A 20,012-nucleotide genomic window follows, 5' to 3' on the forward strand; every position below is an offset into this window, starting at 1 on the left:
TGACCGGGAGTGACCGGACGACCCCCCTGCGCATAACATCTGAGTCACCATCAAAACCTGTGTGTTTCCTGAGGTGTTCCCGCGGGGGCGCGCAGGGGGCGCAAATGAGGGGTAACTCGCCCGATTTCCGCCGGTCATGGCCTGTAAGTCCAGGCCGAAAATGTTAATGATCAAGCAGAACGGCTTGGAATCACGCCCCCGGGTCTATTAACGTTCGATAACGCAGCGCGGTCGTCCCAGCCGTCACAAGAGACGGCTCCGTGCGCACGCGCCGAATCCCGCAAGGGAACCGGGGAACCACCACCTTGGGGTGAATCGCACGGACACCGCCGTGAAAAACGGGCGGTATACGCGCGTAGGAGACCTTCCTGCTCCGAACCCGTCAGCTAACCCGGTAGGCGAGAAGGAAGGAAAGGAGCACGCCCACGTGGCGTCCAACCGGCCTGCCCCAGAAGCCCCGTTCGTGCCGAGTCAGCGCAGCACCGAGCCCTTCGGCTACGGCAGCTACCGCACCGACGAGGGCCAGTGGGAGGAGTGGAACCCCACCGAGGAGTCCCTCGCCCCCGTACGCGGCCGGCATCGCGTCGCCAAGCAGCGCGGCGGACTCGCCCGCAGCTCCACCGTCCTGGGCGTCGGCGTCATAGCCGCCGTCGGCGCGGGCGGCATGGCCAGCGCCAACACCGGCAAGCCGCCGGTGTCCATCTCCATGCCCGACCTGCCCTCCGTCGGCTCCTTGCTGTCCGACGACGACTCCGCGGACTCCGCCAAGGGCTCCGCGACCCCGCTCAGCAGCATCGGCGTGACCTCCGCCGACACCGCCCAGGGCGCCACCGACGCCGGCGAGGCGCTGCGCAGCCGCATCATGGCCCAGGCCGAGCAGCAGCAGGACCAGGTCGAGACCAAGGCCGCCGCCGCCGAGGCCGCCGCGGCCGAGAAGGCGGCTGCCGACGCGGCCGCCAAGGCCGAGCAGGAGGCGGAGGCCAAGGCCGCCGCCGCCAAGAAGAAGGCGGAGGAGGAGGCCGCGAAGAAGGCCGAGGCCGAGCGCCTGGCCGAGCTGGCCAAGCAGTACACGCTGCCGACCTCCTCGTACACGATCACCTCGACCTTCGGCGAGGCCGGCTCGATGTGGTCCTCCGGCTACCACACGGGCCTCGACTTCGCCGCGCCCACCGGGACGCTCATCAAGGCGATCCACAGCGGCACGATCACCGAGGCGGGCTGGGCCGGCTCCTACGGCTACCGCACGATCCTCACCCTCGACGACGGCACCGAGCTGTGGTTCTGCCACCAGTCGTCGATCAGTGTCAGCGTCGGACAGAAGGTCACCACGGGCGACGTCATCGGCCGCGTGGGCGCCACCGGCAACGTCACGGGGCCGCACCTCCACCTCGAGGTCCACCCGGGCGGCAGCGCGGACGGGATCGACCCGATGGCCTGGCTGAGAGGCAAGGGACTCACCCCCTGAGGCATCTCCTGAGGCATCCCCTGAGGGTGGTCGCCTTCCTTTGATCCCCCTGGTTCCCTGATCTCCTGATCCCCGGCGGCCCTGACGACACCCCCCGACGTCAGGGCTGCCGGTCTTTGCCGGTTTCCGGATTTCCGGGTAAATGCGGAATGCAGGCTTCTGGTGCGGGTGTTGAAGTTGAGCATGACTTCTCTTCGCAAGCTCGGCTCCTCCGACCTCGAGGTCTTCCCGCTCTCCCTCGGCGGCAACGTCTTCGGCTGGACCGCCGACGAGGCCCAGTCCTTCGCCGTGCTCGACGCCTACGCGGCCGCCGGCGGCAACTTCGTCGACACCGCCGACTCCTACTCCGCGTGGATCGACGGCAACAAGGGCGGCGAGTCCGAGACCATCATCGGCAAGTGGGTCAAGGCCCGCGGCAACCGCGCCGACGTCGTCATCGCCACCAAGGTCAGCCAGCACCCGGAGTTCCCCGGCCTGACCGCCGCGAACATCAAGGCCGCCGCCGATGCCTCCCTGCGCCGCCTCGGCACCGACCACATCGACCTCTACTACACCCACTTCGACAAGCCCGAGGTGCCGGTCGAGGAGATCATCGGCGCGCTCGACGAGCTGGTGAAGGCGGGCAAGGCGCGGCACATCGGCGCCTCCAACATCTCCCCCGAGCGGCTGCGGGAGTCCCTGGAGTTCTCCGACCGCGAGGGCCTGGCCCGGTACGTGGCACTCCAGCCGCACTACAACCTGGTCTCGCGCGACACCTACGAAGGTGAGCTCCAGGACCTCGCCGCCCGCTCCGGTCTGGCGGCCGTCCCGTACTTCTCGCTCGCCTCCGGCTTCCTCACCGGCAAATACCGTCCCGGCACGACGGTCGACAGCGTGCGGGCCGAGGGCGCCGCCAAGCACCTCCACACCGAGCGCGGGCAGAAGGTCCTCACCGCCCTCGACGAGCTCGCCCGCACCCATGACGTTCCGGTCGCCACCGTCGCCCTGGCCTGGCTCGCGGCCCAGCCGACGGTGCTCGCCCCGATCGCCTCCGCCCGGACGGTGGAGCAGTTGCCGGCGCTGGTCGGGGTCGCGGAGCTGGAACTGACGGAGAAGGAGGTCGCGCGCCTCACGGAGGCATCGGCCTGACTTCCCCGTCATCCCGTAGGGGCTACGACATTCCGTAGGGGCTACGACCGATACGGGTTGTACGCGGGATACGGCGCCGCCGGATACCCGTACACCGGCCAGGCCGCCTGCGGAGGCACCGGCATCATCACCGGAACCGGCGGCGCCGTCGCCCGTGCCGCGTAGTCCAGCGCGGGCCGCGCGATCTCCCGGCGCCGCCACAGCTCGTGCAGCAGTTCGCGTTCCCGTACGAGGAAGTCGGCGCCGGCCCGGCCCCGGCGCCCCCGGTGCCGCAGGAACGCCAGCGACGTCGCGTACGCCTCGTACTCCGCCACCGCCCGCTCGGCGGGCTTCCCGAAGTGGTGCCCGGCGTACTCGCGGGCCAGCCGCCGTGCGCGCATGGAGCCGAGCGCGTACGGCTCGGCCGGAGTCAGCCACCCGGCGACGGCGTACGCGGGCAGTTCCTCGCGCACGGTCCGCAGTTCGCGCTGACGGGTCCAGATCACCAGCCAGGTCAGCAGGCCGAACGCGGGCAGCATGAACGCCCCGTAGACCGCGAAGAAGCCGTACTCGCCGAAGGTCGAGGAGCCGTTCCAGAACGCGTGCATGCCCATGGCGAGCAGCAGCCCGCAGAGCGGCACGAGGACCCGACGTGCGCGCTGCCGGTCCCCGGAGAGCGCGGCGATGCCGAAGCCGATGCCGGTGAGGACGGTGAACAGGGGGTGCGCGAACGGCGACATGATGACGCGGACGAAGAAGGTCGCCGCGGTGACGGAGGCGATACCGCGGCCGCCGCTGAGCTGGTCGGTGCCGAAGGCGGTGCCGAGGTAGAGGATGTTCTCGGTGAACGCGAAGCCGGTGGCGGTCACCCCGGCTATGACGACCCCGTCGACGATCCCGGTGAAGTCCCGTCTGCGGAAGAGGAAGACGAGGAGTACGGCGGCGGCCTTGGCGGACTCCTCGACGACGGGCGCTATCACGGTCGCGCCGAGGGTGTCGGCGCTCGACGGATCGGCGGTCGCCGTCGCTATCCACCTGGTCGCGAAGCTGTTGGCGACGATCGCTATCAGCGCCGCCGCGCAGGCACCCCAGGCGAAGGCGAACAGCAGGTTCCGCCAGGGGCCGGGCTCGACCCGGTCCAGCCACCGGAAGGCGGCTATGAGCAGGGGCACCGGCAGCACGGCGAGCCCGATCCCGACCAGGAACCCTTCCGTGCCGGTCTGTTGGCGCACGAGCGCGAGGATGACGAGCCCGGAGAGTGCCAGCAGGGTGATCAGGGCGCCGTACCGCACCCACTTCCGCTGCCACCAGTGCGCGTGCCGGAGCCCACCGCCGGCGGGACCGCTGGGGTGCGTCGGATACGGGGGAACGGTGGCCACGGCATTGACCCTAACGAGCGGAGGGCTGGTCTTGCTGTTCCTTTTGTGCCTGCGGTGCCTGCGGCAGCTGAGTCTGAGGTGCCTGCTGCGCCTGCTGTGCCTACGGCGTCCGCTGCTCCTGCGGCTTCCCGTGCGGTACGCGGCGGAAGAGCAGATCGTTCACGACATGTCCCTTGTCCAGTCCCTGGCCCTCGAAACGGGTCAGCGGCCGGAACTCGGGACGTGGCGCGAAACCGCCGTCCGCCTGGGTGTTCTCGAAGTCGGGGTGCGCGCTGAGCACCTCGAGCATCTGCTCGGCGTACGGCTCCCAGTCGGTGGCACAGTGCACGATCGCGCCGGGCCGGAGACGGGTCGCGGCGAGGCTGAGGAACTCCGGCTGGATCAGCCGCCGCTTGTGGTGCCGCTTCTTGGGCCAGGGATCGGGGAAATAGACGCGCAGCCCGTCCAGCGAGTCCGGGACGAGCATCTCGCGCAGCAGGATGATGGCGTCCCCGTTGGCGACGCGGACGTTGGACAGCCCGTGGTGGTCGGCGAGGTTGAGCAGGTTGCCCTGGCCCGGGGTGTGCACGTCCACCGCGAGGATGTTGGTGCCGGGGTCGGCGGCGGCCATCTGCGCGGTGGCCTCGCCCATCCCGAACCCGATCTCCAGCACCACCGGGTTGTCGTTGCCGAACAACTCGGCGAGGTCGACGACCTGCTGCCCGTCGATGTCGAGCCCCCACTTGGGCCACAGCCGCTGCAACGCGTCCGCCTGCCCCGCGGTCACCCGGCTTCGCCGCGGCTGGAAACTCCGGATCCGCCGCTCGAAGTGCGACCCGGCGGGATCGGCCTTCGGCCCGTCGGGAAAACGGGGCTCCCCCTTGGCCCGGGTGTGCCGAACGGAGACACCGGGGTCGTGGGAGGCCTGGTCGCCGCGGGTGGGCCGCGAGGTTTCGGGGGTGTTGGTCGAGTCAGACACAGTGGGATCGATTTTACGTGCGTGGGGGACATCGCCGGTCCGCCGGATCTCGGACCGACAGCAACAGCGTCCCCGTGGTCCCCGTCACGCCGACCCCAGCACCGTCACCCCGTCCCCGTCACGCCGACCCCAGCACCGCCAACGCCCTCCGCGCAACCTCCCGCCCGATCGGCAGCGAAGCCGTGGCCGCAGGCGAGGGCGCGTTCAGCACATGCACGGCCCGCGCGCCCTCCCGGATCAGGAAGTCGTCCACCAGCGTCCCGTCCCGCAGCACCGCCTGGGCCCGCACCCCGGGCGCCGCCGGAACAAGGTCCCCCTCGGCCACCCCCGGCAACAGCCTCCGCACCGCCTCCGTGAACGCCCCCTTGGACACCGACCTCCGCAGCTCTCCCACCCCGTACCGCCAGTGCCGCCGGCCCATCCGCCACACTCCGGGCCACGCCACCGTGCCGGCCAGTTCCCGGGGCCGTACGACCCCCCACCCGTACCCTTCGCGCGCCAGCGCCGGTACCGCGTTGGGCCCGACGTGCACCTCCCCGTCGATCCCGCGCGTGAGATGCACTCCGAGGAACGGGAACGCCGGATCGGGCACCGGATAGACCAGCCCGCGCACCAGCTCCCGCCGTGCCAGCTCGTAGTACTCGCCCCGGAACGGCACGATCCGCGCCTCGGGCTCGTCCCCGGTCAGCCGCGCCACCTCGTCGCAGTACAGCCCGGCGCAGTTGACCAGTACCCGTCCCCGTACGACGTCCCCGCGCGCCGTCCGTACGGCGACTCCCCGCTCCGGACGCCGGTCGATCCGTACGACCTTTGCCCCATAGCGGATCTCCGCTCCGGACGCCTCGGCCAGCTGCCGGGCGACCGCCCCGAAGTCGCACACGCCCGTGGTCCCGACATGTATGGCCGCGAGGCCCCGCACCTCGGGCTCGTACTCCGCGATCTGGGCGGCGCCGAGCTCCCGCACGGGAATGCCGTTCTCCCGCCCGCGCTGCACGAGTGCGTGCAGCCGCGGCAGCTCCTCGCGTTCGGTGGCGACGATCAGCTTGCCGGTGATGGCGTGCGCGATGCCGTACTCCGCGCAGAACTTGATCATCTCGGCGGCGCCCCGCACCGCGTACCGCGCCTTGAGGGAGCCCGGGCGGTAGTAGATCCCGCTGTGGATGACGCCGCTGTTGCGCCCCGTCTGGTGCCGGGCCGGGCCCGGTTCCTTCTCCAGCACCGTCACCCGTGTGCCCGGCACGGCCCGCGTGATCGCGTACGCCGTCGACAGCCCGACGATCCCGCCGCCGATCACCAGCACGTCACAGTCGTAACCGCCGTGAGCGATCTCCCGCACCTGCACCACCTCCCGGCTTCGATAGTGCACTGCGCCACTGACAATGCCCTCAAACCCGGGAGGTGCCCCGTGTGCCTCGTGTGCCGCCCGTGACCCGTGTGCCCCGGGCTCAGGCCGGAGCAGCCATCAGCAGCGGCCGTGCGCGCTCCCGCAGCTCCACCACACGCGGTTCGTCGCCGTACGGCTCCAGCCGGTGCAGAAGATCCTTCACGTACTCCGTGGTGCGCGCGGACGAGATGCGTCCGGCGACCTCGACGGCCCGCACGCCCTGCTCGCACGCCGCGTCCAGATTGCCCGACTCCAGCTCGGCGACCGCCGAGACGACGAGCCGCAGGCCGTGCGAGCGCACGAACTCCTCCGTCGGCTTCGACAGCGCCTGTTCGGTGAAGCGGCGTACCTGGCGTGGCGCCTTCAGGTCGCGGTAGCACTCGGCGGCGTCGGCGGCGAACCGGTCGTAGGAGTAGAAACCGAGCCAGGACGGATCGTTGTCACCGTCGCGGGACCTCTCCAGCCAGCTCTCGGCCGCCGTCAGGGCCGCGCCGGCGGCCTGGGCGTCACTCGCGCGCGCGTGTGCGCGTGCCTCGACGAGACGGAAGAAGCTCATGGTGCGGGCGGTGGCCAGGCCCCGGTTGCGCTCCAGGGCGGCCTGGGCGAGGTCGACGCCCTCGTCGCCGAAGCCGCGGTACGTCGCCTGGAGGGACATGGAGGCCAGCACGTAGCCCCCGAGGGGGACGTCGGCGGCCGCGCGGGCCAGGCGCAGGGCCTGGATGTAGTAGCGCTGGGCGGCCTCCTGCTGGCCCGTGTCGAAGGCCATCCAGCCGGCGAGCCGGGTGAGCTCGGCACTCGCCCCGAACAGCGCCCTGCCGACCTCGTCGGAGTACGAGCCGAGCAGCAGCGGGGCCGCCTCCACCCGCAGGCACTCCGGCACCATCGACGAACGCCAGTCGCCGCCTCCGTACTTGGAGTCCCAGCGCCTGGCGTCCTCGGCGGCCTCCCGCAGTTTCTGCACATCGCTGTGGCCGACTTTGATCGGTGCGCCGGGCCCCTCGGCGGGGTTCACCTCGCGCGCGACCGAGCTGTCGGCCGGGGTTATCAGCCATCGTGAGGCGGGCGTTGCGTACGCGCTCACCGCGAACGAACCGGCCAGGGACTGCCAGATGCCGCCGGAGCCGGCCCGGCGTCCCGCGAGGTCGAGACGGTACAACTCCGTCGCGGACCGCACCGCCTGTCCGACGTCCCGGGGGAAGGCGAGGCCCACTTCGGGTGCGGGATCCGCGTCCGCCAGGCCGATCTCGTGGAGCGGCACCGGACGGCCGAGCTTCTGCCCGATGGCGGCCGCGATGAGGTGCGGCGCCGCGCCCTGCGGCACCATGCCCTTCGACACCCAGCGCGCCACCGAGGTCTTGTCGTAGCGAAGAGTCAACCCGCGTTGAGCGCCAAGGTCGTTGACGCGTCGTGCGAGTCCTGCGTTGCTGATTCCCGCGAGGGCGAGAACGGCGCCGAGTTTTTCGTTCGGCCCGCGTTGCTCCCTGGACATGCGCCACCCCTCGACACAGACGGCTGCCGCACTGGCATAACCATGCGGCATTCGTAAACCCAGCGTAGTTCGCCGCATCCCAAGCGTTAAGGGGCATTCTTCCGGATGGCGGGATTGTGGTCCGTACTGAAGTGCGGGCCCTGCACGCACCGTTGCGGCGTGCTCCCGGTGTGTGGCCGTGCGCCCGTCCGTGCGCTCTTCTCCGGCCATCGCGGGAGCGGTTCCATGGGCTCTGCGTGGGTCGGCCCGCTGTACTGGATCCAGTGGGCTGGGGGACACCGCCGCCTTCATCCCCGCGGGCGGCGGAACGGTCCGGGAGGCGAACTCCGTCTCCCGGGCTGCGCAACCGTCGGCGGTGCGCAGAGCCTGTACGGAGCGTGTGCGGGCGTGTCCCAACGGTCGTTGCATATCTGCGATTTGGCCGAAAAGTGACCCCGGGTTCTGCGGGGCATTGCCGCTCTCACCACGGAACTTGGCGGCGCACGGGGTGTTCCGGGGGAGCGTACAGGGGGCGCATTCGCGTCGTAGATGCATCGCAGACGCGTTGCAGATGCGTCCCAATGGGCCGAGGACGCACGGTGGTTGTGGCGTGGATGCGTCGCGGCCGCGGCGCGGATGCCGAGTCGCGCACGGGTGTTCGGGATGGCGCGGACAGCGGCGCGGGGGCGCATTCCCCTGCCCACAAGCGGCTCCGTCGCCCCTCTGAGGCGCGTTCTTCGTGGCAGCATGTGAACCGTTCGTGCGGTGCACTGGTTGTCCACAGCCTGTGGAGGCGTCGATGCGGTGGTTGGTGGGATGGAGCAGCACCGCCGCGGGGTCCGCCGAGATCGGCTCCGCGGGTGCCACCGGATTCGACGGTGAGACCGTGCACCCGGTGGGCTCCCAACTCCTGTGGGGCGACCCCGATCCGCTGTGGGCGGTCGGCGACTGGCGCCCCGACGAGGTCCGGGTGGTCCAGGCCGACGCCCAGACCCGGATCGCGGTCCTCGGCATCTGCGGGGCGACGGACGAGGAACTGCGCCTGGGCCTGTTCACCGCGCGCGGAGGGGCACTTCGGCATCTGACGGCATGGCCGGGGAGCTACACGGCCGTCGTCCAGGCGGGCCGCCGGGTCACCGTCTGCGGCGATCTCGCCGGCGCCCGCCCGGTGTTCTACACCCCGTGGGCGAGCGGCACGGCCTACGCGACGGCCGCGCTGCCGCTCGCCGACCTCATCGAGGCCAACCTCGACTTCGGGCACCTCGCCGCCCTCCTGGCCGCGCCCGACGTCCCCGCCGCCCTGCACGACTCCACCCCCTACGCCGGCGTTCGGCGCATTCCGCCGGGGCATGCGCTGATCCTGCGCGCCGGGGCGCGTGAGGTCGCCGGCTACGAGCCGGTCGCCTCCCTCGCGGTGGCGGCGCCTCCGGCCGACCCGGACAGCGCGGTCGACGCGGTGCGCGACGCGCTCGTCGAGGCCGTACGCACCCGCCTCTCCGCCCCGCGGCACGTCCCCGGCGCCGACATCGACCCCGGGCCGGTGCCCGGCATGGGGCCGGCCGAGCGCCGCGCCGCGCGCGGGATGCCGGTTCCGGGGATCGGTGCGGACCTGTCCGGCGGCCCGGCCTCGGGCACCCTGGCGTTGCTGGCCGCGGGTCTGCCGGGCATGCCGGGGACCGTCCTGGGCCATGGCACGGGCGCGGGTGAGCGCCTGCTGGCGGTCACCTTCAACGACCTGGCCGTCGCCGGCCGGGAGGCCGAGGTGGAACGCGCGGGGACGCTCGCGGCCAACCCGCGCCTGCACCACGTGGTGGTGGCGGGCGGCGAGGAGACACTGCCGTACGCCGACCTGGACGGCCCCCTGACCGACGAACCCGCCCAGTCCCTGGTGACGGCCGCACGCCACCGCGCCCGGCTCGCCTCGGGCAGCGCGGACCACTTCACCGGGTACGGCGCCCGCCAGGTCCTGGACGCCCACCCGGCGCGCCTGGCGGACCTGCTGATGGACCGCAAACGGCGTCACCTCGTACGCCCCGTCGCCGCGCTGGCGAAGGCCGACGGCTCGGTGCTGGTCCCCGCGCGCGTGTACGGCGCGGCACGGCGACTGGCGCGCACCCCGTACCGGACGGGCATGGATGTCCTTGCCGAGCGCCTGCTCCAGCGCCGCTTCGACGAGCCCGGGGGCGCCGTCGGGGCGTCGCTGGCGGCCCTCGCCTGGGCGAGACCGGGGCCGGCGGCCCGCTGGCTGACCGGCGAGGCCCTCGCTGAAGTATCGGTTCGCCTGCAGGGGGCGACCAACCGCGCCGGGATCGGTCCCGGCCAGCGTCCCGGCGACTTCCGCGCCCGTACGGCCCTCGCCCGGCACGCGGCGGACCTCCGCATCCTGGAGCAGGCCGTCGAGATCCGCTCCCAGCGCCTGCACGCGCCGTTCCTCGACAACCAGGTCGTCCGCGCCTGCCGCACGCTCCCGGAGACACTCCGCGTACAGCCGGGCGCCCGCGCCGAGATCCTGCGTACGGTCCTCAAGGGCGCCGGCATCGCCGACCTCCCGCCCGGCTGGGGCGCCCCGTCCCACGCGTCGGCGGCGGCCGCCACGCGCACCGGACTGCGCGCGGCCGCGGACCCGCTGATGGCGCTGTTCGACACACCGCTGCTCGCGCAGGCCGGCCTGGTCGAGGCCCGCGTCGTCCGCAAGGCCCTGCGCAGCGCCGCAGCCGGCGAGCCCCTGCCCCTCGACGGCCTCGCCGACCTGGTCTCCCTCGAACTGTGGCTACGCCGCTTGCTGGCCCGCAGGGGAACCTGCTGGACAGGCACACCCGCACGCGCGCGTGCGGTACCGGCGGGGATCACACGGGTGATTCCGGCGGTGGAGTCGGTGCGGGGTGGGCGGGGGTTGGCGTAGGCGGGGGTCGCGCGGGCGTGTGGCCGCGCGGGTGTCTGGCCGGGGGCGTGCCCTACGCGCTCCATCAGCCCTATGGGACCTATGGGCCCTATGAGCCCTACGAGCACATGAACTTCGACTCGGCCCAGTCCGCCGGCGCCACGAGGTCGAACGGCCCGTGCGGCTCCACCACCAGCCGTACGGTCCTGTGCCCGGCGAGGCTCACATGGACGGGCACGGCGGGGTCACCGCCCTGGACCGTCCCGGACTTCCACAGCCGTACCCCGTCGGCGTAGACGGAGAAGCGGACCTGGCCGAGGCCCAGCGCCGTGTCGTCGACGCCGACCATCGCGTCGTAGGCGGAGCACGCGCGGTTGAGGTCGATGGTGACGGAGGAGCTGCCGTGGACGGTCACACCGTGCGTGTACCGCCGGCCGGCGATCGACAGGCCGTAGCGCTGCCACACCCAGCTGCTCGCGCCGAGCCGCATCTCGGGCTCGGTGCCGTCGCCGCCGACGTCGTACGACAACTCACTCCACTGGTAGACCGCCTGAGCCGGCGGGGGAGCGGGCGTCGGGGTCGGTGCGGGTGCCGGGGGCTGCTCCGGTTTCGTCGGTGTCGGTGTCGGTGTCGGTGTGGGGGCCGGATCGGTCTTGAGCGTCGGCTTCGGGGCGGGGGCCGTCGGCGTTGCGGTCGAGGTCGGGGTGGGCGTCGGCGCGAGCACCACCGGCACCGGCTCGGGATGCTGCTTCGACGGTGTGGGCGTGGCGGTCGGCTCCGGCCGGACGACCGGCGCGGAGGCGGGCGGCCTGGCCTCGGGCTTCGTCGCGGGGCTGTCGTCGCCAACGAGCGCGAGGGCCACCGCGGCGGCAGCCACGGCGACCACACCGGCCGCGATACCGGCCTTCACCGGCGCGCCCAGCCCCTCCGAGGCCGCCGCGCCCGCCCCGCCCCCGCCGGACGAACTGCCGCTCGCCGCCGCTGCCGCACCGGCGGCGCCCGCTCCGGCACCGCCGGCGATGAGCCCGAGGGCCTTGGCGTACCCGGCGGCGCCGAACCAGCCGATGACGGCCACCGGCACCACCGCGGGGATGCTGCTCGCGACTTCCTCGATCTGGATCGCGGCCAGCCGGCACTTGGCGCACTCCTCCAGGTGCTTGCGCAGCCCCCGTTCCGCGCGGGAGCGCAGTTTGCGGCGGGCGTAGGTGCCGAGCTGGTCGGCGTAGCGGGCGCACTCCTCGTCGCCGGCGAGGGAGGTGCTGACGTGGGCCTGGAGATAGGCCTGCTTGAGGCCCTCGCGGGCACGGCTGGCGAGCACGCGCGTGCCGTTGGCGTCGAGCCCGAAGAGCGTGGCGACCTCGCTCGGCGACTCGTCCTCGACCTCGGTGTGCCACAGCACGGCCTGCCAGCGCTCGGGCAGCGACCGGAACGCCTGCATGGCCATGGACTGCTCGGCCTCGTGCATGGCGCGGACATCGGCGCCCGGGTCCAGGCCCGCTCCGAAGGAGCCGATCGATGCTGCGTCGTCGACGGACACATCCGAGGACCGGGCCGACTGCGCGGCGAACACCGCGAAGTCGTCGACCAGCTGCTCCCGCTTCGCCGACCGCGTCCAGTTCGCGGCGACCCGCCGGACGGACGTGAGCAGATAGGCGCGTACGGCGTGCTCCGGGCCGGAGCCACCGCGCACCGCCTGGAGCATGCGGGCGAAGACCTCGGCGGTGAGGTCGTCGGCGGTGTGGGCGTCCCGGCAGCAGGTGCGCGCGTACCGGCGCACCGCGCCCGCGTGGCGCCGGTACAGCTCTTCGTAGGCCGTGTCGTCGCCCGACCGCATCCGGCCGATCAGGTCGGGATCGGACGGCGGCGACTCCATACGCGGCGGCAGGGCACTGTCCTCGCGCCGGTCGCGCTGCGCCGGGACACTGCCCTCCGCAGGAGCCGGGCCGCCGCCCTGCGGCACATACGCCCGGCCGCCCTGACTCGGCACCTGCGGCGAGGCCAGGCCCTCGGCCTCCGCGTCACCGTCACCGAGTGATCCGTCCCGCCCGTCAACGCTCATCGCGGAAAGCCCCCGCCGCCTGCCCTGCCAGTCCCGACCACCGGGCCAGAGTGCCATATTGGCCGTTGGCCAGGACCTTGCAGTAATCAGGTCATCCACTTGACTGTGAGGACTCGCCGCATCCCACTACCAGCCGCCACCCGAACGGCGAAGGCTCAACTGGCCTGGTCAGTAAGATGGTTGGGCGCCAATCCGAAACGTCCGGCACATGGCCGACGACGACCGGCGTGAGGGTGGCGCGCAGCGCCCCCGCCCCACATCACCTTTTCGGGTCACCTGCCGCGCCGAAGGCCCGGCAGGATCCCGGCAGTCCGGCAGCCCCGCAGTTTCGCGCCCACATCCCGCGGTGCCGCAGCCCCGCGCTCACGCCGGCCGCGACCGCAGCCCCTCCAGCAGGATGTCCAGCAGCCGTGCCGAGGCCGCCGCCTGCTGGGCCGCGTCCGGCAGTGAGGGCGCCGCCGTCGCGATCACCAGCAGCACGTCCGACACCGACACGTCCGGCCGCAACTCACCGGCGGCCCGCGCCCGCTCCACGAGCTGGCCCACGACCTCGAGCAGCGCCGCCGCCCCGGCATCGTCGTCCGCCGCGCCGACCGCACCGTCCTCGGGCACCAGCCGCAGCTCACCGCCGCCCGGCTGCGTCCGCTGCTGCGGCACCCGCGCCTCGTCGACCACACCGGAGTCGGCGTGATCGTCGGCGACCCCGACCCGCAGCACCTGCGGCGGCAGCAGCCGCCCGGCGCCCGAGGCCACCGAGGTACGCAGGAAGCGCGCCAGCGCCGACCACGGCTCGTCCTCCTGACCGAGCGCCGTACGCGCCTGGTCGGTCAGCCGGGAGGTCTCCTCCTCGGCTATCCGACGCACCAGTACGTCCTTGCTCGGGAAACGCCGGTACACCGTGCCGACGCCGACCCGCGCGCGCCGCGCCACGTCCTCCATCGGCGCGCCGTACCCCAGTTCGCCGAAGACCTCGCGCGCCGCCCGCAGTACGTGCTCCAGGTTGCGCTGTGCGTCCACGCGCAGCGGCGTCGTACGCGCTGCGTCCCCGCGTCCGTTGCTCGCCGCCGCGCTCACCGCGCCGCCATGTGCGAGGGCGGATGCGGACGACCAATGAGAGTCCTGAATGTGCATAAGTGATCCCCCGGTAATGACGTCTCCCCCCGGAGACTCCCCGCCATCGAATTGCCGGAGCGTGTGAACAGGCCTCGCGTGCCCGGCCCCGCCCTGCGAGGTCCCGTCGGTCCTCTCGGACCGGTCGGACCCGGCGGACCCGATGAGCGCCTCCCCCTGCACCCCGTCGACACACGAACATAGTTGAGAGGGCGTCAATTCAGAAGGGGCAGGTTCCGCACGGAGCGCCCCCCGATCGGAGTACGGGTCGCATACGTCCTGAATACACCTCTTACCGTCCCCCGGCGCACGCCCCCTGGCCTGCGCGACTTCCATGGACTCCGGCGATTCGGCCAGCTCCGGACACCTCGGGCACCCGGTCACACAAATTGCCGGGCCTGTGGACAAACTCCAGCGCTGGGTGCGTCATGGGATGGTGAAGGAACGTGCGCGCATTCTCGTTGTCGGCGGCGGCTACGTCGGGATGTACACGGCCCTGCGGCTCCAGCGGAAGCTGAAACAGGAACTCCGGCGGGGCGAGGCCGAGATCACGGTCGTCACGCCGGATCCGTACATGACCTACCAGCCGTTCCTGCCCGAAGCCGCCGCGGGCCTGATCTCCCCACGTCACGTAGTCGTACCGCTGCGCCGCGTGCTGCCCCACTGCCACGTCGTCATCGGCGAGGCCACGGCAGTCGACCACGCCAAGCGCACCGCCACCGTGACCACCCTCGCCACGGACGAGGAAGGGACGGGCCCGCAGCAGCTGACGTACGACGAAATCGTCGTCGCGCCGGGTTCCATCTCCCGCACGCTCCCCATCCCGGGCCTCGCCGACTACGCCATCGGCTTCAAGACCGTCGAGGAGGCCATCGGTCTGCGCAACCACGTCATCGAGCAGATGGACATCGCCTCCTCCACCCGCGACCCCGCGATCCGCGACGCCGCCCTCACCTTCGTCTTCGTGGGCGGCGGCTACGCCGGCGTCGAGGCGCTCGGCGAACTGGAGGACATGGCCCGCTATGCCGCCCGCTACTACCACAACGTCCGGCCCGAGGACATGAAGTGGATCCTCGTCGAGGCCTCCGACCGCATCCTGCCGGAGGTCGGCGAGGTCATGGGCCGCTACACGGTCACCGAACTGCGCCGCCGCAACATCCAGGTCCTCCTCCAGACCCGCCTGGAGTCGTGCGCGGAGCGGGTCGCCGTCCTCAGCGACGGCCAGCGCTTCCCGACTCGTACGGTCGTGTGGACCGCCGGCGTCAAACCCCACCCGCTCCTCGCCGCCACCGACCTGCCGCTGAACGAGCGCGGCCGCCTGAAGTGCACCCCCGAGCTGACGATCGACGGCGTCACGCACGCGTGGGCGGCCGGCGACGCCGCCGCCGTCCCCGACGTCACCGCCGGGGAGCCCGGCAAGGAGACCGCCCCCAACGCCCAGCACGCGGTCCGCCAGGCCAAGGCCCTCGCCGACAACATCGCCCACTCCCTGCGCGGGGAGCCGCTTCAGACGTACTCCCACGCGTACGTCGGCTCGGTCGCCTCCCTCGGACTGCACAAGGGCGTCGCCCACGTCTACGGGCGCAAGCTGAAGGGCTACCCCGCGTGGTTCATGCACCGCGCCTACCACCTGAGCCGCGTGCCCACCTTCAACCGCAAGGCACGCGTGCTCGCCGAATGGACGCTGTCGGGGCTCTTCAAGAGAGACATCGTCTCCCTCGGATCACTCGAACATCCCCGGGCGGAGTTCGAACTGGCTGCCGGTGGAAAGCCTTCTGACGACCCGAAGGGGTCGTCCTGACCGGACCCAGGAACTCCAGCGGCCGCCCCGGCGTCTGACGAATGTCGGCCCGGACGGCCACCCTGCCAGACTGACCCCCGAGCCCGGGGCGAGCCCGCCGCTCACCCCGTGAACCCACGAGGCTGTTCCCCAGTGCTGCATTCCCCGGTGCTGCAACAATGTGCGGCCACTGCCGCGCGGCCCCCGGAGCCCTGGCCGGGTCCGGAGCCGGCCGACGACGACTACACGAGGCAAGGATTCGTGAACTTCACGCGCTGGAGCGCCCGGCTCCCCGGAACGCAGCGCCGCGCCGCAGCGCGGACCGACCACACGGTCACCCCGGACCGGCGAGCCGAGGGCTCCGTGCCCGCGGCCCGCACCGAACGACTCACCGACGAGCCACCGCCATCGCCCGCGCCCGCCCTCGACGAACTCCCGGTGCGCGAGGTCCTCGACCGCGTCCCGGCCCTCGTCGCGCTCGTCCACGGCCCCGAGCACCGCCTCGCCCACATCAACGACGCCTACACGACGGCCTTCGGCGTACGCCCGCCCGGCGCACCGGCCGCCGAGGCCCTCCCGGAGCTGAAGGAACTGGGCCTGCTCCCGCTCCTCGACCAGGTCCTGCGCAGCGGCAAGCCCCGCACGCTCAAGTCCCGCAAGGGCCCCGACGGCCGCTCGTACACCTTCACCTGCACCCCGGTCGCCAAGGGCGGCGACGGCGACGACGGCGTACTGGTCTTCGCCACCGACGTCACCGACCACGCCGAGGCCGCCGAACGCCTGCGCGCCAGCGAGCGCCGTCAGCGCGAGACCGCCGTCACCCTCCAGCGCTCCCTCCTCCCCCAGGAACTCGAAGAGCCCGACGACCTGCGCATCGCCGCCACCTACCAGCCCGGCGGCACCGAGGCCGCGGTCGGCGGCGACTGGTACGACGTGATCACCCTCGGCGGCGGCCGCACGGCCCTGGTCATCGGCGACGTCATGGGCAGAGGCGTACGCGCCGCGGCCGTCATGGGCCAGCTCCGTACGGCGGTCCGCGCCTACGCCCGCCTCGACCTCCCCCCGCACGAGGTCCTCCAGCTCCTCGACGGCCTCGCCACGGAGATCGACGCCAACCAGATCGCCACCTGCGCGTACGCCGTCCACGACCCGAACGAGGGCCGACTGGTGTACGCCTCCGCCGGCCACCTCCCCATCCTGGTCCGCGACGAGAGCGGCACCGTGCTGCGCGCCGACGAACCGACCGGCCCCCCGCTCGGCACGGGCGGCTGGATGCACTCCTCGGGCTCGATCCCCCTCGGCCCCGGCTCCACGGCCGTCCTCTACACGGACGGCCTGGTGGAGCGCCGCGACGAGGACCTCGACGAGGGCATCGCGTCCCTGGAGCGCGCCCTGGCCGGCGCGACGGGCACCCCCCAGGTGGTCTGCGACCGGCTGGTCCGTTCGGCGGGCGTCACGGCCGACCACGACGACGACGTGGCCGTCCTGGTCCTCCAGCACCCCGCCCGCACCGGATCGGACAGCGAGCTGTTCCGCAACGCGGCCCTGGAGCTCCTCGGCGGCGTGGAAGCGGCCCCACGCGCGCGTGCCTTCGCCTCCGGCGTCCTGACCAGCTGGCGTTTCCCGGCCGAACTGCACGACCTGGGCGTCCTGGCGGCCAGCGAACTCGTCGCCAACTCCCTCCAGCACGGCACCCCGCCCATGCGCCTGCGCCTGCGCCGCACCGACCGCCGCCTCATCGTCGAGGTCACCGACGGCGACGACCACCTGCCCCGCCGCCGCCGCGCGGAACCCGGCGACGAGTCGGGCCGCGGCATCGCCATCGTGGCGACGATCGCGTCCAACTGGGGCAGCAGACGCACACCGGGCGGTGGAAAGGCGGTGTGGTGCGAGTTCGTGCTCCCGAAGGGGTCCGAGTAACCCGAGTGAAGCGGCCCCCGACCGCCGCCCACTGTCACTGCTGACACCACTGTCACCGCTGACACGAAAAGGCGGCCGCCGTCCTCCCGGACAACGGCCGCCTCACACACCTCACACGTCCGCGGCCACCGGCTCCGCAGGCGCCCCGCCCCGGGTGACCACCCGGCTCCGCGCGAGCCACGGCTGATCCTGTACTGCGGTGAGCCGGCGCCCCAGCCGCACGGCGAGGACGCTGATCCCGAGCGAGAACAGCAGGAACGTCACGATGTACGGCGCGTGCAGCGAGGCCCCCATCGGCCCGCCCACCGCCGGCCCGACCGCCAGCGCAAGCTGCTTCACCAGGGCGAAAGCCGAGTTGTACTGCCCCGCCATCCCCTCCGGCGCCAGCTCGGCGACCAGCGGCGCGACCGTCGGCGACAGCATCGCCTCACCCAGCCCGAACAGCGCGTACGTCGAGACGAACGCGGCCGTCGCCATCTCCTGGCTGCCGTGCCCGAGCCCCGCGTACCCGGCCGCGACCCACGCCACGGCCCAGATCAGCCCCACGGCCGCGATCACCCGCGACCGCCGCCGACGCTCGACGAACCTCAGCACGGCGAACTGCGCGACCACGATCACGGCGGTGTTCGCGGCCAGGGCCGTTCCGAGGGCGGAGGTGGAGATCCCCGCCGCCTCCACGCCGTAGGCGCTCAGCCCCGACTCGAACTGCCCGTAGCAGGCGAAGAACAGCACGAAGCCGAGCACGCACAGCTGCACCATGGCCCGGTTGCCGAGCAACTGCTTCCAGCCGCCCCTGGCCGACCGCGCGGGCGCGTCCTCGATCCGCGGCGAGTGCGGCATCCGCACCGTCGACATCACCACGACCAGCAGCAGGAACACCGCTGCCTCGATGCCGAACAGCAGAGTGAAGGAGGAGACGCGCGTGGTGTCGACGAGGTGACCGCCGATGAGACCACCGACACCGAGCCCGAGGTTCTGCAGGAAGAACTGCATGGCGAAGGCACGCGAGCGGGTCTCGGCCGTGGAGCAGTCCACGATCATCGTCGCCAGCGCCGGCTGCATCACGGCCTGCCCGGCTCCGAGCGCGGCAGCGGCGAACAGTACGGCGGTCGCGTTGCCGGCGAGCCCCAGACTCAGCGCGCCCAGCGCGGCGGTGACCAGGGCGGCGATCAGCACAGGCAGCGGGCCGCGCCGCACGATCGCCCGTCCGGCGAACGGCAGCACGATCAGCGCGGCCACGGCGAAGACGGCGAGTACGAGACCCGCCGTCATGGCCCCCAGCCCCCGCACCTGCGCCACATAGACGTACAGGTAGGGGACGGTGAAGCCGAGCCCGAACGCGCTGAGTGCGTTGCCCACGTGGATCCGGCGCATCTCTGCGCCCATCGCCCTGGTCACGTTCACCTCTCTCGAGTAGTTGGAGCCTCAGTAGTTACGACTGAAGACTTCAAAGCTAAAGTTCGAAGCTAAACAGTACACCTCGAAGGACTTCAACGCGAAGCAGGCCCGTGCGATACTGCGGGCATGGGCGATACCTCCGGCAGCAGCGTCAGCGAGCCGACACTCGAAGAGCAGATCGCCGCCTACCAGCGCGAGTTCCAGGGCCTCGACCCCCAGGTCGAGAAGATCGTCTCGGCGCTGTCCCGCCTGAACCGCCGGATGAACGTCGCCTATGGCCGCCAGACCGCCGCCCTCGGGATCAGTAACGCGGAGTGGGAGGTCCTCAAGGCCCTCGTCCTCTCCGGCGCCCCCTATCGGATGGGCCCGAGTGACCTGGCCAAGCGCCTGGGACTGACCCCGGCAGCGATGACCCACCGGATCGACCGCCTGGTCGCCGAGGGGCTGGTGACCCGGGAGCGGGACGAGTCCAACCGCGTACGGGTGATCGTGGAGCTCACCCCCGAGGGTCGCGAAAAGTGGCTGGAGGCGATGCGCCTGGCGTCGGTCTTCGAGGAAGACCTGCTCCAGGACTTGTCCGCGGACGAGCGGACGGTGCTCGGCGAGGTCCTGACCAGGCTCCTACGCAGGGTGGAACATGCTCAGCCGGACGCCGGCGGCCGCCTCAGTGACCTGGATTAAAAGATCTTGACAGGAGGCGGTTGACAGCCCCCTGCCGGGTGCGTAAAGTTCTTCGGGTTGTCGGGGAGCCGTATCGGTTCTTCGGCAGTGTCTCCGCCGCACTAGCGGCAACAAACCATCAGCACGATCACCCGACGGGGTTCTATTCGGCGTGCCCGAATTAGATTCGATTTCGGGCTCGGCTGGATCCGGTCGACTCGAACGAGTCGATTGGGAATCGCCGGGAAGATCGGCTAAGGTTTGAGGCGTCGGAACGGCCCAACAGCCGGGAAGACAACCCCCCTCTGACTGGGAGTCAGGGCCGAAAGGACCTGATAGAGTCGGAAACGCCGGAAAGGGAAACGCGAGAGCGGGAACCTGGAAAGCACCGAGGAAATCGGGTCGAGAAAAGATCTGATAGAGTCGGAAACGCAAGACCGAAG

At 71.9% G+C, this 20,012-nt stretch carries 13 protein-coding genes and 1 riboswitch; of the genes, 6 read left to right on the plus strand and 7 right to left on the minus strand.

Annotated elements, in window-relative coordinates:
- Positions 1–259: 259 nt before the first annotated feature.
- Positions 260–416: riboswitch (cyclic di-AMP (ydaO/yuaA leader) on the plus strand.
- Positions 417–427: 11 nt separating this feature from the next.
- Complete coding sequence (locus tag ABT114_RS07240) at positions 428–1,465, plus strand: M23 family metallopeptidase (RefSeq protein ID WP_351139454.1); 1,038 nt, start codon at positions 428–430, stop codon at positions 1,463–1,465.
- Positions 1,466–1,648: 183 nt separating this feature from the next.
- On the plus strand, positions 1,649–2,593 hold the full coding sequence (locus tag ABT114_RS07245; protein WP_351139456.1) for an aldo/keto reductase: 945 nt from the start codon (positions 1,649–1,651) through the stop codon (positions 2,591–2,593).
- A gap of 41 nt (positions 2,594–2,634) precedes the next feature.
- Here ABT114_RS07245 and ABT114_RS07250 read toward each other — a convergent pair whose 3' ends face one another.
- From ABT114_RS07250 to ABT114_RS07265, 4 genes are all read right to left on the minus strand, one after another.
- Complete coding sequence (locus ABT114_RS07250) at positions 2,635–3,951, minus strand: PrsW family intramembrane metalloprotease (protein ID WP_351139458.1); 1,317 nt, start codon at positions 3,949–3,951, stop codon at positions 2,635–2,637.
- Positions 3,952–4,051: 100 nt separating this feature from the next.
- A complete protein-coding gene (trmB, locus tag ABT114_RS07255) occupies positions 4,052–4,909 on the minus strand; it encodes a tRNA (guanosine(46)-N7)-methyltransferase TrmB (protein WP_351139460.1) in 858 nt (285 codons plus the stop codon).
- 118 nt (positions 4,910–5,027) lie between these two features.
- The gene (gene lhgD, locus ABT114_RS07260) at positions 5,028–6,254 is read right to left on the minus strand and encodes an L-2-hydroxyglutarate dehydrogenase (RefSeq protein WP_351139554.1); all 1,227 of its coding nucleotides are present in this window, start codon (positions 6,252–6,254) and stop codon (positions 5,028–5,030) included.
- Positions 6,255–6,354: 100 nt separating this feature from the next.
- Positions 6,355–7,782 (minus strand): NsdA family TPR-like regulatory protein, encoded by a 1,428-nt coding sequence (locus ABT114_RS07265; RefSeq protein WP_351139461.1) that lies wholly within the window; start codon positions 7,780–7,782, stop codon positions 6,355–6,357.
- Positions 7,783–8,560: 778 nt separating this feature from the next.
- Here ABT114_RS07265 and ABT114_RS07270 point away from each other — a divergent pair.
- Positions 8,561–10,663 (plus strand): asparagine synthase-related protein, encoded by a 2,103-nt coding sequence (locus ABT114_RS07270; protein ID WP_351139463.1) that lies wholly within the window; start codon positions 8,561–8,563, stop codon positions 10,661–10,663.
- A gap of 97 nt (positions 10,664–10,760) precedes the next feature.
- Here the strand turns inward: ABT114_RS07270 and ABT114_RS07275 are convergent, their stop codons facing one another.
- Together ABT114_RS07275 and ABT114_RS07280 are read right to left on the minus strand one after the other, a co-directional pair.
- Positions 10,761–12,701: a sigma-70 family RNA polymerase sigma factor gene (locus ABT114_RS07275; protein WP_351139464.1), complete on the minus strand. Its 1,941-nt coding sequence runs from the start codon at positions 12,699–12,701 to the stop codon at positions 10,761–10,763.
- 363 nt (positions 12,702–13,064) lie between these two features.
- The gene (locus ABT114_RS07280) at positions 13,065–13,832 is read right to left on the minus strand and encodes a TetR/AcrR family transcriptional regulator (protein ID WP_351139466.1); all 768 of its coding nucleotides are present in this window, start codon (positions 13,830–13,832) and stop codon (positions 13,065–13,067) included.
- Between the two features lie 412 nt (positions 13,833–14,244).
- On the opposite strand from ABT114_RS07280, the gene ABT114_RS07285 reads away from it, so the two are divergent.
- Positions 14,245–15,612 (plus strand): NAD(P)/FAD-dependent oxidoreductase, encoded by a 1,368-nt coding sequence (locus ABT114_RS07285; protein ID WP_351139468.1) that lies wholly within the window; start codon positions 14,245–14,247, stop codon positions 15,610–15,612.
- 240 nt (positions 15,613–15,852) lie between these two features.
- Complete coding sequence (locus tag ABT114_RS07290; protein ID WP_351139470.1) at positions 15,853–17,511, plus strand: ATP-binding SpoIIE family protein phosphatase; 1,659 nt, start codon at positions 15,853–15,855, stop codon at positions 17,509–17,511.
- A gap of 111 nt (positions 17,512–17,622) precedes the next feature.
- On the opposite strand, the gene ABT114_RS07295 is transcribed toward ABT114_RS07290, so the two are convergent.
- Positions 17,623–18,909: an MFS transporter gene (locus ABT114_RS07295; protein ID WP_351139556.1), complete on the minus strand. Its 1,287-nt coding sequence runs from the start codon at positions 18,907–18,909 to the stop codon at positions 17,623–17,625.
- A gap of 126 nt (positions 18,910–19,035) precedes the next feature.
- Between ABT114_RS07295 and ABT114_RS07300 the strand changes: the two genes are divergently transcribed.
- Positions 19,036–19,590 carry a MarR family winged helix-turn-helix transcriptional regulator gene (locus ABT114_RS07300; protein WP_351139472.1) on the plus strand — a complete coding sequence of 185 codons (555 nt, stop codon included), beginning with the start codon at positions 19,036–19,038 and terminating at the stop codon, positions 19,588–19,590.
- Positions 19,591–20,012 lie beyond the last annotated feature (422 nt).

Source organism: Streptomyces sp. NPDC002088 (assembly GCF_040296605.1).
In the GTDB taxonomy this organism is placed as follows: domain Bacteria; phylum Actinomycetota; class Actinomycetes; order Streptomycetales; family Streptomycetaceae; genus Streptomyces.

Bases quoted from the DNA above. Each gene is read 5' to 3' on its own strand.
- ABT114_RS07245 (WP_351139456.1), top strand. From the start codon at position 1,649: ATGACTTCTCTTCGCAAGCTCGGCTCCTCCGACCTCGAGGTCTTCCCG.
- ABT114_RS07265 (WP_351139461.1), bottom strand. From the start codon at position 7,782: ATGTCCAGGGAGCAACGCGGGCCGAACGAAAAACTCGGCGCCGTTCTC.
- ABT114_RS07270 (WP_351139463.1), top strand. From the start codon at position 8,561: ATGCGGTGGTTGGTGGGATGGAGCAGCACCGCCGCGGGGTCCGCCGAG.
- ABT114_RS07275 (WP_351139464.1), bottom strand. From the start codon at position 12,701: ATGAGCGTTGACGGGCGGGACGGATCACTCGGTGACGGTGACGCGGAG.
- ABT114_RS07280 (WP_351139466.1), bottom strand. From the start codon at position 13,832: ATGCACATTCAGGACTCTCATTGGTCGTCCGCATCCGCCCTCGCACAT.
- ABT114_RS07285 (WP_351139468.1), top strand. From the start codon at position 14,245: ATGGTGAAGGAACGTGCGCGCATTCTCGTTGTCGGCGGCGGCTACGTC.
- ABT114_RS07300 (WP_351139472.1), top strand. From the start codon at position 19,036: ATGGGCGATACCTCCGGCAGCAGCGTCAGCGAGCCGACACTCGAAGAG.